General features: G+C 66.4%; 16 protein-coding genes. 10 read left to right on the plus strand and 6 right to left on the minus strand.

Annotated elements, in window-relative coordinates:
* The first annotated feature begins 158 nt into the window (after positions 1-158).
* Genes AWC16_RS02620 through AWC16_RS02650 form a run of 7 tightly spaced genes read left to right on the plus strand, consistent with a single transcriptional unit; the run spans position 159 to position 5,864 of the window.
* On the plus strand, positions 159-704 hold the full coding sequence (locus AWC16_RS02620; protein ID WP_085263242.1) for a carboxymuconolactone decarboxylase family protein: 546 nt from the start codon (positions 159-161) through the stop codon (positions 702-704).
* Positions 705-708: 4 nt separating this feature from the next.
* A complete protein-coding gene (locus tag AWC16_RS02625; protein WP_085263288.1) occupies positions 709-1,986 on the plus strand; it encodes an aromatic ring-hydroxylating oxygenase subunit alpha in 1,278 nt (425 codons plus the stop codon).
* Positions 1,970-2,293, plus strand: coding sequence for a hypothetical protein (locus tag AWC16_RS02630; protein ID WP_085263243.1), 324 nt, complete (start codon positions 1,970-1,972; stop codon positions 2,291-2,293). Before AWC16_RS02625 ends, AWC16_RS02630 begins: the two co-directional genes overlap by 17 nt.
* Positions 2,294-2,295: 2 nt before the next feature.
* Complete coding sequence (locus AWC16_RS02635; RefSeq protein WP_085263244.1) at positions 2,296-3,525, plus strand: metal-dependent hydrolase family protein; 1,230 nt, start codon at positions 2,296-2,298, stop codon at positions 3,523-3,525.
* Positions 3,509-3,928 carry a nuclear transport factor 2 family protein gene (locus tag AWC16_RS02640; protein ID WP_085263245.1) on the plus strand — a complete coding sequence of 140 codons (420 nt, stop codon included), beginning with the start codon at positions 3,509-3,511 and terminating at the stop codon, positions 3,926-3,928. The genes AWC16_RS02635 and AWC16_RS02640 overlap by 17 nt, the downstream gene beginning before the upstream one ends.
* Positions 3,928-5,049 (plus strand): acyl-CoA dehydrogenase family protein, encoded by a 1,122-nt coding sequence (locus AWC16_RS02645; protein ID WP_085263246.1) that lies wholly within the window; start codon positions 3,928-3,930, stop codon positions 5,047-5,049. Before AWC16_RS02640 ends, AWC16_RS02645 begins: the two co-directional genes overlap by 1 nt.
* Positions 5,050-5,051: 2 nt before the next feature.
* Positions 5,052-5,864 carry an acyl-CoA dehydrogenase family protein gene (locus tag AWC16_RS02650; protein WP_085263247.1) on the plus strand — a complete coding sequence of 271 codons (813 nt, stop codon included), beginning with the start codon at positions 5,052-5,054 and terminating at the stop codon, positions 5,862-5,864.
* Positions 5,865-5,915: 51 nt separating this feature from the next.
* Here the strand turns inward: AWC16_RS02650 and AWC16_RS02655 are convergent, their stop codons facing one another.
* Positions 5,916-7,088 carry an acyl-CoA dehydrogenase family protein gene (locus AWC16_RS02655; protein ID WP_085263248.1) on the minus strand — a complete coding sequence of 391 codons (1,173 nt, stop codon included), beginning with the start codon at positions 7,086-7,088 and terminating at the stop codon, positions 5,916-5,918.
* A 220-nt stretch (positions 7,089-7,308) separates the two neighbouring features.
* Between AWC16_RS02655 and AWC16_RS02660 the strand changes: the two genes are divergently transcribed.
* The 3 genes from AWC16_RS02660 (at position 7,309) to AWC16_RS02670 (ending at position 10,635) form a co-directional block, all read left to right on the plus strand.
* Positions 7,309-7,959 (plus strand): TetR/AcrR family transcriptional regulator, encoded by a 651-nt coding sequence (locus tag AWC16_RS02660; RefSeq protein WP_085263289.1) that lies wholly within the window; start codon positions 7,309-7,311, stop codon positions 7,957-7,959.
* A 126-nt stretch (positions 7,960-8,085) separates the two neighbouring features.
* Entirely contained in the window at positions 8,086-9,543 is a 1,458-nt protein-coding gene (locus AWC16_RS02665; RefSeq protein WP_085263249.1) for an aldehyde dehydrogenase family protein, read from the plus strand.
* A 15-nt stretch (positions 9,544-9,558) separates the two neighbouring features.
* Entirely contained in the window at positions 9,559-10,635 is a 1,077-nt protein-coding gene (locus tag AWC16_RS02670; protein WP_085263250.1) for an NAD(P)H-dependent amine dehydrogenase family protein, read from the plus strand.
* Here the strand turns inward: AWC16_RS02670 and AWC16_RS02675 are convergent.
* From AWC16_RS02675 to AWC16_RS02695, 5 genes are all read right to left on the minus strand, one after another.
* Entirely contained in the window at positions 10,623-10,916 is a 294-nt protein-coding gene (locus AWC16_RS02675; protein ID WP_234812087.1) for a cytochrome C oxidase subunit IV family protein, read from the minus strand. The genes AWC16_RS02670 and AWC16_RS02675 overlap by 13 nt on opposite strands.
* A 5-nt stretch (positions 10,917-10,921) precedes the next feature.
* Positions 10,922-11,440: a cytochrome c oxidase subunit 3 gene (locus tag AWC16_RS02680; protein ID WP_085263291.1), complete on the minus strand. Its 519-nt coding sequence runs from the start codon at positions 11,438-11,440 to the stop codon at positions 10,922-10,924.
* Positions 11,441-11,514: 74 nt separating this feature from the next.
* Positions 11,515-12,267, minus strand: a complete 753-nt coding sequence (locus tag AWC16_RS02685) for a hypothetical protein (protein WP_234812088.1) — start codon at positions 12,265-12,267, stop codon at positions 11,515-11,517.
* Entirely contained in the window at positions 12,264-13,007 is a 744-nt protein-coding gene (locus tag AWC16_RS02690) for a hypothetical protein (protein WP_085263251.1), read from the minus strand. The genes AWC16_RS02685 and AWC16_RS02690 overlap by 4 nt, the downstream gene beginning before the upstream one ends.
* A gap of 66 nt (positions 13,008-13,073) precedes the next feature.
* Positions 13,074-13,673 carry a TetR/AcrR family transcriptional regulator gene (locus tag AWC16_RS02695; RefSeq protein WP_085263252.1) on the minus strand — a complete coding sequence of 200 codons (600 nt, stop codon included), beginning with the start codon at positions 13,671-13,673 and terminating at the stop codon, positions 13,074-13,076.
* Positions 13,674-13,768: the final 95 nt, after the last annotated feature.

The following is a 13,768-nucleotide window of genomic DNA, read 5'->3' on the forward strand; positions in this document are numbered from 1 at the left end:
CTTGCCGGGGCGGCGCCGGCGTAGCCGGGGGCGTGCAGCGGGCGTTCGACACGGCCGTCCTAGCTGCGCAAACGGCGGAGTGTTGACCAATCGAGCCAAACATGGAAATCTGTTGGTCAAATATGAGAATGTGATTCTCGCCGACGAGGAGTGGCCACATGCGTCTAGCTGAGCTGTCGGAGTCGCACTGGGACGACGCTGACGTACAGCGCGCGCTGGCCCAGATGCTGCCCGAGGAGCGGCGCAATGCCCGCGACGCCGGCAACGCGCTGGCCATGCTCGTCCACCACCCGAAGCTGGCCCGGGTGTTCCTGCGCTTCAACGTCCACCTGCTGTACGGCTCGGCCCTGCCCGCGCACCTGCGCGAGCTCGCAGTCCTGCGGACGGCGCACCGGCGCGGCTGCGAATACGAGTGGGCACACCACGTGACGATGGGCAAGGAAGCCGGTCTCACCGACGACGACATCAGCGACCTGCAACACGGCACCGGCCGCGACGAGCTCTACCAGGCAGTGCTGGATGCCACCGACGAACTCGACGAGAAGACCCGGCTCTCGGCCGCCACCGAGGCGGTCCTGACCAAACACCTGGACGAGCAGCAGGTGATGGATCTGGTCTTCACGGTCGGCTGCTACTGCATGTTGGCCATGGCCTTCAACACTTTTGGCGTTGAACTCGATGAAGAACCCGAATCAGGGAGGTAACACCGTGCCCCATTTCCCCAAACCGGCCGCAGGTAGCTGGACGCAGAACTATCCCGAACTCGGCACCGAGCCAGTCGATTACAGCGACTCGATCGACCCGGCATTCTTCGAGGCCGAGCGCGAGGCCGTCTTCAAGCGGATGTGGCTCAACGTCGGCCGCGTCGAGCGCCTGCCGCGCACCGGCAGCTACTTCACCAGGGAGCTGCCGTCGGCCGGAAAGGGCATGTCGGTGATCGTCTGCAAGACCAAGGACGGGTCGGTCAAGGCCTACCACAATGTCTGTCGCCACCGGGGAAACAAGCTGGTGTGGAACGATTTCCCGAACGAGGAGACCTCCGGCACCTGCCGACAGTTCACCTGCAAATACCACGCCTGGCGCTACAGCCTGGACGGCGATCTGACCTTCGTCCAGCAGGAGGACGAGTTCTTCAACCTCGACAAGGGCGACTACGGCCTGGCCGGCGTCCGCTGCGAGGTGTGGGAAGGCTTCATCTTCATCAACTTCGACGACAACGCGCAACCGCTCGCCGACTACCTCGGGCCGCTGGCCAAGAGCATCGAGGGCTACCCGTTCGGCGAGATGACCGAGACCTACTCCTACCGCGCCGAGGTCGGCAGCAACTGGAAGCTCTTCATCGACGCGTTCGTCGAGTTCTACCACGCGCCGATCCTGCACCAGGGCCAGTACACCAAGGAAGAAGCCGCCAAGATCCAGAAGTTCGGCTACGAAGCGCTGCACTACGAGCTGGCCGGCCCGCACAGCCTGCAGTCGACGTGGGGCGGTCAGGCCCCGCCCCCCGACATGTCCATGGTCAAGCCGTTGGACCAGGTCCTGCGCAGCGGGCTGTTCGGCCCGTGGGACAAGCCGGAGCTCATCGCCAATCTGAAGGAGCTGCCGCCGGGCGTGAACGTCAAGCGAGTGCCGCAGTGGGGCATCGACTCGTGGCTCTTCTACCCCAACTTCATGTTGCTGATCTGGGAACCGGGCTGGTATCTGACCTACCAGTACTGGCCGACCGCCGTCGACAAGCACGTCTTCGAGGCGAACCTGTACTTTGTGCCCCCCAAGAATGCGCGCGAACGCCTGGCCCAAGAGTTGGCCGCCGTCACGTTCAAGGAGTACGCGCTGCAGGACGCCAACACCCTGGAAGCCACCCAGACCATGATCGGCACCAGGGCCGTCAAGGACTTCCTGCTGTGCGACCAGGAGATCCTGATCCGCCACCTGCACAAAGTGAACCGCGACTTCGTAAAGGAGCACCAACATGCCGCTACCGTCTGAATTCGCCGCTCTGGAGCCCTATTTGGACTGGGACCTGGCCCACGAGCCCGACCGCTACGCCAAGCGGCTGGCGTCATCCATGGCCGAGATGCAGGAGTTCTACGACGTCGCGTTCCCGATGCTGAACGACGTCGTCGCATACTGCGACAAGTTTCCGCTGGACGACTTACCAGATGACGCAAAGACTCTCATGCACATCATGCAGTCCCTCGTCATGGTGTCGTTCCCGATCGAGGCCTGGAAACAGCCGCGCGTCCCGGACAGCGGCGCGGCGTGGGTCGAACTGCTCAGCGAGCCGGTGATCTAGGGGTGCTGACGCTCAAGGCGGCCGGGCTGCTCGACGTCGACGCCGGCGAGATCATCCGCCCCGGTGTGCTGCACGTCGAGGGTGACCGGATCGTCGGGGTCGGCGAACGCCCGCCGGACGGGGCCGAACCCGAGGAGGTCATCGACCTGGGCGACTCGATCCTGCTGCCGGGGCTGATGGACATGGAGGTCAACCTGCTGATGGGGGGTCGGGGCGAGAACCCCGGCCTGTCCCAGGTCCAGGATGATCCGCCGACCCGGGTGTTGCGTGCGGTGGGCAATGCGCGGCGCACCCTGCGTGCGGGCTTCACCACGGTGCGCAACCTCGGCCTGTTCGTCAAGACCGGTGGCTATCTGCTCGACGTGGCGCTGGGCAAGGCGATCGACGCGGGCTGGATCGAGGGCCCCCGTGTGGTGCCGGCCGGGCACGCGATCACCCCGACGGGCGGGCACCTGGACCCGACCATGTTCGCGGCGTTCATGCCGGGTGTGCTGGAGCTGACCGTCGAGGAAGGCATCGCCAACGGTGTCGACGAGATCCGCAAGGCGGTCCGCTACCAGATCAAGCACGGTGCGCAGCTGATCAAGGTGTGCTGCTCCGGCGGCGTCATGTCGCTGACCGGAGAGGCGGGCGCGCAACACTATTCGGATGAAGAGCTGCGCGTCATCGTCGACGAGGCGCACCGGCGTGGGCTGCGGGTGGCCGCACACACCCACGGCGCCGAGGCCGTCAAACACGCGGTCGCGTGCGGCATCGACTGCATCGAGCACGGCTTCCTGATGGACGACGAGGCCATCGCGATGCTCGTCGACAACGACCGCTTTCTGGTCACCACCCGGCGGCTCGCCGAAGCCATGGACGTGTCCAAGGCGCCGCCGGAACTGCAGGCCAAGGCCGCCGAGATGTTCCCGAAGGCCCGCACGTCGATCAAGGCGGCCTATGAGGCCGGGGTGAAGATCGCCGTCGGCACCGACGCGCCAGCTATTCCGCACGGCCGCAACGCCGATGAACTGGTCACGCTGGTCGACTGGGGCATGCCGCCGGCCGCCGTGCTGCGGGCCGCAACGGTGACCGCAGCCGAACTCATCAACGCAAGTGATCGCGGCCGGCTGGCCGAGGGTCTGCTCGCCGATGTCATCGCGGTTCCCGGGGATCCGCTGGCCGACATCGCCGTTACCCAGAAGGTGAACTTCGTCATGAAAGGCGGCAAGGTGTATGTCCACAAGAACTGACGACCTGGTCGAGATCCAGCAGACGCTGGCGCGCTACGCGGTGACCATCACCCAGGGCGATATCGACGGTCTGGTGGCAGTGTTCACCCCGGACGGCACCTACAGCGCATTCGGCGAAACCTATTCGCTGGAACGGTTTCCGGTGCTGGTGGATGCCGCGCCCAAGGGCTTGTTCATGACCGGCACCCCGGTGATCGAGTTGGACGGTGACACGGCGACCGGCACCCAACCACTGTGCTTCATCGACCACGCCAGCCACGACATGCGGATCGGCTACTACAACGACACCTATGTACGCACCGCCGAGGGCTGGAGGCTGCGGACCCGGGCGATGACGTTCATCCGGCGCAGCGGTGCGCACGATGCAGGGCGTCCGCACGCGGTCGGCAGGCCCGAAGCCTGATGGTTGCACCGCACGATCCCGCCGAGTTCCGCACCCAACTGCGCGCCTGGCTCGAATCCACCGATCTGACACCGCCCCAAGACCACTCGCTGGAATCCCACATGCGGCAGTTCGCCCGTGTGCAGCGCGCCCTCTACGACGCCGGGTGGAGCCGCTACGGCTGGCCCGAGCACGCCGGCGGCCTCGGCGGCCCGGACATGCTGCGCGCCATCGTGGGAGAGGAGGTCGTCGGCCGGCGCCTGGCCGAACCGGGCCCGTACTCCATGCTCGAGGTGCTGGCCCCGACGATGATCGACTACGCCAGCCCGGAACTGGCCGCCGAGATGGTCCCCAAGCTGCTGAGCGGCGAAGAGCAGTGGTGCCAGGGCTTTTCCGAGCCGGGTTCCGGCAGCGACCTGGCATCGCTGAGCACCCGCGCCACCCCGCGCGGTGACCAGTGGGTGATCAACGGCCAGAAGGTCTGGACCAGCTTCGCCCAGTACTCGCACCGCTGCATCCTGCTGACCCGCACCGGGGATGCCGATACGCCCGATCACCAGGCGATCACCGCGTTCTTCGTCGACCTCGACAGCCCCGGGATCGACGTGCGCCCGCTGCGCACCATGCACGGCGTCGACGAGTTCTGCGAGGTGTACTTCGACGATGTCGTCGTCGACGCCTCGCGGATGCTCGGCAAGCCCGGCGACGGCTGGCAGCTGGCCATGGACCTGCTGCCCTATGAGCGCTCCACCTGCTTCTGGCAGCGCATCGCCTACCTGTACTCGCGCTTCGATGCGCTGATCGCAGCGGTGAAGCGGCAGGGCGCGGCCGTCGACAACGAGCTGGGTGCGGTGTATCTGGCGCTGCACACGTTGCGCTGCCGCTCCCGCGACACCCAGCACCGGCTGGCCGACGGCGGGCGGCTGGGCCCGGAGACCTCCATCGACAAGGTGCTGCTGGCCGGCGCCGAACAGTTGCTCTATGACACCGCGCGTGACCTGTTGCCGGGGCTGATCGAGCTGGACGAGGGCGAGTGGCGCGCCGAGTACCTGTACTCGCGGGCGGCCACCATCTACGGCGGCACCGCCGAGATCCAGCGCAACATCATCGCCCGCAGACTGCTCGGCCTCGGCAAGGAGTGACGATGACCACCGGAATGGATGCCACCTCGCTCGCTCTGTTGGAAGACACGCTGCGCAAGACCATGCTGGGCTGCTCCGGCGCGGAGCTCGACCATGCCCTGGCCGAGCTTGGTTGGGCGGAAATGCTTTCCGAGAACCCCGATCTGGCCATACCGTTGGTGTTCCGGCTGCTCGGCGAGACGGGTGCACACGCATCGGTGCTCAACGACGTGCTCCTGGAGACCATCGGCGGCCTGCCCGGCGGCACTCCGCCGATGCCCTACGCCGGCGGCAGTTGGGTGATCTGGGAACGCAGGGAAGCACAAGGCAATACCGACGATCCCGTTCTTGGCGGGCTTCCGCTGCGCCAGGTTCCAGACGGGGAATTGATGCGCGTGGGTGAGGCCCAGCGCGCGTTGGGGTGGTGGCTCGTCGGCTCGGCGCGGGCCATGCTGGCCCTGGCGCGCCAACACGCACTGGACCGGACGCAGTTCGGCAAACCGATCGCCTCCTTCCAGGCCATCCGGCACCGGCTCGCCGAAACCCTGGTCGCCATCGAGGGCGCCGAGGCCACCCTCGCCGCGCCCGCGATCGAAAGCCCGGACCTGACTTCCATGCTGGCCAAGGCTGCCGCGGGCAAGGCCGCGCTGACCGCGGCCAAGCACTGCCAGCAGGTGCTCGGCGGCGTCGGTTTCACCGCGGAACACGATCTGCACCGCCACATCGAGCGGGTACTGGTGCTGGATGGACTGCTCGGCAGCGCCCGCGAACTGACCCGCCGGGTCGGCGGCGGTCTGCGAGCCCGCGGCTCGGCGCCCCGAATGGTGCAGCTCTAGCGATTTCGGCGCGGTTATAGCCGCTCAGCGGGAAAAACCGCGCCGAAATCGCTACCGGGGCAGGCCGAGCACCCGCTGGGCGATGATGTTGCGCTGGATCTCCGAGGTGCCGCCGGCGATGGTTCCGGCGAAACTGCGCAGGTAGCGGTCGAACCGGCTTCCGCTGGCGTAGTCCTCGTTGAGCGGCATGTACGTACCGGAGCTGGCGGGGTGGACCAGGCCGGCCGCGCCCGCGTTGTCCAGGGCGTGTTCTGCCGCACTCTGCACAGCTTCCGAGCCGAGCAGCTTGAGCACCGACAGCCCAGGCACGTCCTGCTCGCCGCGGTCGGCCTGCGCCAGCGCCACCGAACCGAGCAGGCGCAGCGCCTGGTCGTCCATCAGCAGCGTGGCGAAGCGGTCGCGTTCCAATGCGCCGACCGGACGGAAATCGATGATCAGATCGCGCAACCGGTCGGCGAAGCTCATCCACAGCAGCGTGCGTTCATGCCCGAGTGAGCCGTTGGCCACGCCCCAACCGCCGTTGAGCGGGCCCACCAGGTTCTCGACGGGAACATGGACGTCGGTGAAGAAGACCTCGTTGAAGTCGACGTCGTCGTGCGCACATGCCGACGCAAAAGGCCGCCGCACAACGCCTTCGGTGTCGGTGGGGATCAGCAGCACACTGATGCCCTTGTGCTTGGGCGCATCCGGGTCGGTGCGTACGAACGTCAGCAGCACATCGGCGTCGTGGGCGCCGGAGGTCCAGACCTTCTGCCCGTTGACCACGAAGTGATCGCCTTCCAGCACCGCCCGGGTCTGCAGACCGGCCAGATCTGAGCCGGCGCCCGGCTCGCTCATTCCCAACGACGCGGTGATCTCGGCCCGCAGAATCGGTACGGCCCAGCGATGTTTCTGCTCCTCGGTGCCGAAAGACAGCAACGACGCGGCGATGATGCCGACCCCCTGCGGGTTGAAGCTGGGGTAGATCCGCCGCCGGGACAGTTCCGCAGAATGCACGTACTGCTGCAGAATCGTGGCGTTGCGGCCGCCGAACTCCGGGGGGTTGCCGGGCAGCAGCCAGCCGTTGTCGAACAGCAGGCGCTGCCAGCGGCGGGCCCAGTCCGGCACGTCCGAACAGGACTGTGACCGCTCGAGGGCTTCGGCATCGGTGGGCAGATGCTCGTCCAGGAACGCCGAGAACTCGGCGCGGAAGCTCTCGACTTCGGCATCAAAGGTCAGTTGCACCGCAACTCCTCGGCTCGGGCGCCCCGGGGTACCCCGATTCGAAAGCAGTGCCGATCTTTGCGAGTCCGCTTCCCTAGACGCAGAGATGAGAATATCATTCTCGAATGGAGAAGTTACGATCTCTGCATCGTTGCCCCCGCGCCGGTGTGCGACCCCACCGGCGCGTTACCGTCCAGTACAGTTGCGCCATGTCTCGGCCACCGCAGCGTCCGGAGTGCCGGTGACAAGTCCGAGCGAGGAACCCGCCTGGAAGCAGCGCGCGGTCGAACGCTCCATCAAGACGGCGAAGATTCGCGCGGCGCAACGCGTCCAGCGCTTCTTGGACGCCGCGCAGTCGATCATCATCGAGAAGGGCAGCACCGACTTCACCGTCCAAGAGGTCGTGGACCGGTCGCGTCAGTCGCTGCGCAGCTTCTACCTGCAGTTCGACGGCAAGCATGAGCTGCTGCTGGCGCTCTTCGAGGACGCGCTGAGCCGCGCCGCCGATCAGATTCGCGCCGCCACCGCCAACCACTCCGATCCGTTGGAACGCCTCAAAGTCGCGGTGGAGTTGCTGTTCGAGTCGTCGCGCCCCGACCCGGCCGCCAAGCGGCCGCTCTTCACCGACTTCGCTCCCACCCTGCTGTTGACCCACCCGGTCGAGGTCAGGGTTGCCCACACACCGCTGTTGGAGTTGCTCGCCGAGCTGACCGAACAGGCCGCCGACGCCGGACGGCTGCGCACCGACGCCAATCCCCGGCGGGTGGCGGCCATGATCATGCAGACGGTCATGTTCAACGCCCAATCCAGCCCGGCCTCAGCAGATCCGGCGGTCCACCCGCTGACGGCCGAGGAAGTCTGGGACTTCTGCGCGCACGGCTTCTCCACGTAGCTGAGCAGTCGCCGGGGCCTGGGCGCCCCTGAACACCCCCGCCCCGCCGCGAACTCTGGACATCCGCCGGGGAAGCGCATACCCTCATGCAAACGTAATTATCGGAATACGAGAAGGGGATTATCAATGTCGGTGCAGACGGTGTTGGACGACATTCGGAAGGTCCCCGGCACCGGTGACGTGATTCCGATCATCGATCCGGCCACCGAAGAACAGCTCACCGAGTTCACCGACTGCGGACCCGAAGCGGTCAACGACGCCGTCGCCCGGGCCAAGGCCACCGCGGAGTCCGGAGTGTGGTCACAGAAGGCCGACTACGACCGCGCCCGGGTGCTGTGGAAGATCGCTGACCTCATCGACGAGAACGCCGAGGTCCTCGCCGAACTCGAGTCGATCAACGCCGGCATCCCGCCCGCCCAGGCCGCGATCATCACCAAGGTCGGCTCGGAGTGGTTCCGCTACTACGCCGGCTGGTGCACCAAGATCGACGGTATCGCGCGCGACGTGAACACCGGTGGCCTGACCGGCATCGAGTCGCACCAGCACGTCTACACGCTGCGCGAGCCGTACGACGTGGTGGGGCTGATCTTCCCGTGGAACGGCCCGGTCTTCAACTTCTGCGCCAAGCTGGCGCCGTCGCTGGCCGCGGGCTGTAGCAGTGTCGTCAAACCGGCCGAGGAAACCCCGCTGTCCGCGCTGGTCCTCGACCGCATCCTGGCCGAGGCCGGTGTTCCCGAGGGCGTGGTCAACATGGTGCTGGGCTATGGCCACACCGCAGGTGCGGCCATCACCGCACACCCCGACGTGGACAAGGTCGCGTTCACCGGCTCCACCGAGGTCGGGCGTGAGATCGTACGGGCTTCGGCCGCAAGCAATCTCAACAAGGTGACACTGGAGCTCGGCGGCAAGTCGCCGGTGCTGATCTTCGATGACGCCGACCTCGACCTGGCCATCACGGTGGCGGCATTCGGCACCTTCATCCACTCCGGGCAGGCGTGCGTGTGCGGGTCGCGGGTGTTCGCCCAGCGCGCCGTGTACGAGCGGGTGGTCGAGGGCCTGGCCAACATGGCCAACAGCATGCCGCTGGGCGGCCCCAAGGAGGAGGGCGCCATGATCGGCCCGCTGATCAGCCAGAAGCAGCTGACCCGGGTGCTGGGCTACCTGGAGCAGGGCCGTTCGGATGGCGTCGAACTGGTCACCGGCGGCCAACGGCTGGACCGCAAAGGCTATTTCGTGCACCCGACGGTGGTCACCAATGTCGACCCTGACAGCAGCCGCCTGTTCCAGGAGGAGATCTTCGGGCCGGTGGTCACGGTGCTGCCGTTCGATGACGAGGACGAGGCGATCGCGCTGGCCAACAACAGCACCTACGGCCTGGCCGCCACGGTCTACACCAGCAACCTCGGCCGGGCGCACCGGTTGGCCAAGCGGCTCAAGGCCGGAACGGTCGGACTGAACTGCCAGATGCAGTTCGACCACTCGATGCCGTTCGGCGGATACAAGCAGTCCGGCTGGGGCTACGAGTCCGGCAAAGCGGGGATCGAGACCTATCTCCAGACCAAGATCGTCTGGGCCCAGATGTAAACGGGGCCAGGCGACATGGCTGCCACCCCCACCTCGCCCTACCGGATCGTCCAGTGGACGACCGGGAACGTCGGCAAGAGCTCTGTCCGGGCGATCGCCGGCAATCCCGCCTACCAGCTCGTCGGCCTGTTCGCGTGGTCCGACGACAAGGTCGGCCGGGACGCCGGCGAGCTGGTCGGTATCGGCCCGCTCGGTGTCACTGCGACCAACGACACCGCGGCGTTGTTGGCGCTCAAACCGGACTGCGTCGTCTACAACCCGATGTGGATCAATGTCGACGAGCTGGTGGAGATCCTTTCGGCGGGCGTCAATGTCGTGACGTCGGCATCCTTTATCACCGGGCACAACCTCGGCGAAGACCGAGCCCGGCTCGAGGAGGCTTGCCACAAGGGCGGATCCACGCTGTTCGGCTCCGGGGTGAGCCCGGGCTTCGCCGAGCTGCTGGCCATCGTGGCGGCGACGGCCTGCGACCGGGTCGACAAGATCACCATCACCGAGACCGCGGACACCACCCTCTACGACTCGCCCGACACCGAGCGGCCGGTGGGTTTCGGTGTCGCGATCGACGATCCGGAGCTCGAGCCGATGGCCGCCCGCGGCACCGCGGTCTTCGCCGAGGCGGTCCGCCTGGTCGCCGATGCGATGGGCGTCGAACTCGACGAGATCACCTGTGTCGCCGAATACGCCCAGACCACAGCGGATCTGCCGATGGCGTCGTGGACGATACCGGCCGGCCATGTGGCCGGGGTGTTCGCCAGCTGGCGGGGAATCGTCAACGGCAAGACCGTCATCGACATCAACGTGCGGTGGCGCAAGGGGCAGACGCTGGAGCCGGACTGGCAGCTGGACGGCGACGGCTGGAAGATCACCATCGACGGCCGGCCGACGGTGAACATGCAGGTCGGTTTCGCCCCGCCGCCGGACCTGATCGCCTCGGCGAAGTCACTCGACGACTTCTTCGAGCTCGGCCACATCATGACCGCGATGCCGCCGATCAACGCCATCCCGGCCGTCGTCGCCGCCGAGCCCGGCATCGCCACCTACAACGACCTGCCGCTGAATCTGCCCCGCTTCCCGGCTCAGAACAGATAGATCGCGAGCACGGCCGTCCACAACACGACGAGCCAGGCGTCGGTGGTGCGGCGCAGCCAGAGCGGTGCGGTTCGGACCTCCATGAAGTTGCGGATGATCAGCCGTGCCTTGACGGCCGACAGCGCGATCACCGCGACGGTGATGGGGATGCTGGGTTCGACGTGCCCGCCGGCATGCCCCGGGGAAAGCCACCAGGCCAGCACGGTGATCACCACCAGGACCAGCCAGCTTCCGGTCAGCAGCGGGTCGGGCACGAAGCGGGAATGCTGTTGGACGGCCACGCTGTTCACCTCATCACGTAGAGCAGGGCGAAGATCACGATCCAGAGCAGGTCGACCATGTGCCAGTAGGTCGCGCCCTGTTCGACCATGCTGACCCGAGCCCGGCGCGGGTTGCGCAGTTCCCGAACCACGACTCCCAGAATCAGCAGTCCCAGTCCCACGTGGAACAGGTGCACACCGGTGAGCACGTAGTAGAAGCTGAAGAACGCGCTGGAATTGGTGTGTCCCGCATGTATTTCGCAGGACCACTCGTAGACCTTGATCGCCGCGAACAGCGCGCCGCACAGCGCCCCGCCGCGCACCAGACTGATCGCGCCGGTGCGGTTGCCGGCCCGGGCGGCCTGAACACCCTGTGCGACCAGCCAGGAACTGGTGATCAGCACAATGGTGTTGACCACGCCGATGGTGATGCTGAGGTGCTGCTGGTCGGCCAGGAACTGCTCGGGCGAGCGGGTCCGGAACACCAGGTAGGCGATGAAGTAGCCGCCGAAGATGAACAGATCCCCGAGCACCATAAACCACATGTGCCCGTCGCCGGGCAGATGTGTCTTGGTACCGAGGTCGGATTCCGCACGGGCGGTTGATATCTGCTGGTCAGTCACTCCACGGCTCCCTCGGGGGATTCGCGCTTGCCGGTGACCCACATGATGGGGAAGATCAGCCCCAGCCAGGCGGCGAAGATGACGACGGCGATGTAGAAGGTGATGATCCCGTTCCAGGCGAAGGCGCCCGATTGGTACAACCACATCTGGGTGGCGATCACCTCGGTGACGATCTGCCAGACCGTGATGTAGGCGAACCATTTCGGGAAGATCTTGTTCTTGTCGTAGAAGATCGCCAGCGCCAGGCAGAAGTAGGCGGCGGTGAAACAGCCCAGCGAACCGTTGTAGGACAGCGTCCCGAGGTCGTAGAAGAACCGCACCAGCTCCGGGTCGCGGTCTGACCGGAACACCGCGAGCAGGTAACACAGCATCATCAGCTGGAAACCGGGGATCGCCCCGACCGCCATGGCACCGATGTAGCCGTAGGCCAACAACGAACCCGAGCTCATCCGTTTCATGTGATAGCCGATGAGGCCGTTGGAGATCGCGGCGCCGCCGGTGATCATCAGCAGCATCACGAAGCCGATCCGGATGGTGATCGCGTGCTGGTGATACCAGTCCACGATCTCGGGCACCCCGACATCGGGCCGCGGTGGCGGCGTCACCCTGCCCAGCAGACAGACCCCGAGACCCATCAGCAGGTAGAACGCGACGGAAATCCAGAACACCAGGCGCACATCGCGTTTACCACCGCCGGGCGGGTCGGGCTCGTCGACCTCGCGGCCGGACAGCAGCGTCGTGACGCTCACCGCACCAGCCCTTCCTTGACGCCCTGCCGGTACAGCGCATCTCGCAGCGCGAAGAACATCGCGAACACGAAGACCGCGAAGGCGCCGTTGCGCAGCCAGAACGAGATGAGCCCGTCCCAGGCCAGCGGCCCGGTGGTGTACACCGCAGCCGCCGCCGAGGGCAGCATCGCCAGCGCGGTGATCACCGACAGATGCGCCACCCAGCGCGGGAATACCGGATCAGGACCGCGGTCGAAGTAGACGGCGCAGGCCAGCATCGCGAACTGCGCCACGATCATGCCGATGGGTGCGATGAACGACAGCCACGCCATGTCGTTGAGCGCCTGAATCAGCTCCGGGCTGCGGTCGGAGCGGAACGCGCCCACCCCGAAGAAGATGTTCGACAGCGCGAACAGTGTGGCGCCGCTGACCACGGCGGCCAGGTAGGCGTAGGCGAAGACGTGACTCTGGGTGGACATGCGCTTCATCTGACCGACGATCAGTACCAGGAACGGCACGATCATGATCCCGCACAGGTTGAATCCGACCATGCTCAACCGGATCCAGGACCGGTGCTCGTCGTAGAACTGCGCCACCTGCTGGGCGGACATGGTCGGTGACATGGGCGGGAAGAAGCCCGGGAACGCCGCGAACATCGCGAGCAGCACCGCGGCAACGACCGGGCCGGACCACAGCAGCACCAGCTGCGCCCGGAATGCCGACGCCTGTGGCGAATCCTCGACTTCGGCGAGCAATTGCATAGCGCTACCCCTTCACCCCGCTAGCCGATCGGCTATCGAAAAGGTAGCCGAGCGGCTAGCCGACGGTCAATGCCCGTCGGCGATGTCGCCGGGAGCTTCGATGAATCGCCTGGTGAGCCGCAGCAGTTGGGCGCGCAGCGTGTCGTCGTCGATGCCGCCCACCAGGGGATGCATCACCCCCACGGCGATGGCGCCCGACAGCATGGCGGCCGACACCACGGCGTCGGCGCCGGCGTCGCCGACGAGCACCCCGTAGAGCCGCGCGATGAACTGCTGAAACGGCTGGTGCTCGGCCAGCAGCCGGACGATCACCGGGTCGAACTGCAGGGTGCTCGCCACGCCCCGCCGGCGCACCGCCATGTCGATGACGCCGTCGAGCAACAGCTCACGAGCCCGCGGCCGGCTCTGCTCGGCTTCGGCGACCTCCAGGGCTTCCTCCAACAGGCCCAGTTCCCGCTCGGTGAGCGCGACCACGATCTCCTCTTTGGTCTTGAACTGGTGATAGACCGCCGCCTTGGTGACCCCGATCGTGTCGGCGATCATCTGCAGTGACGTTCCGCCGACACCGTTTTCACCGATCAACTGCAGCGCAGCGTCGAGAATGCGGGTCTGCGCCGCGCTGCGGGCGATGAAGCGGAACCGGGTGGCGGCCGGAGTGAAAGCCATGCGAAGAGAGTAGCCAGTCGGCTAGACATCCCAGGTCCGTAAGTTGTCAAGCGGCTGCGGGCGTGCGGTGTGCCCAGGCTTTGTGTTCGTCGTAG

The sequence above is a fragment of the Mycolicibacter longobardus genome (genome assembly GCF_002102265.1).
Lineage (GTDB): Bacteria > Actinomycetota > Actinomycetes > Mycobacteriales > Mycobacteriaceae > Mycobacterium > Mycobacterium longobardum.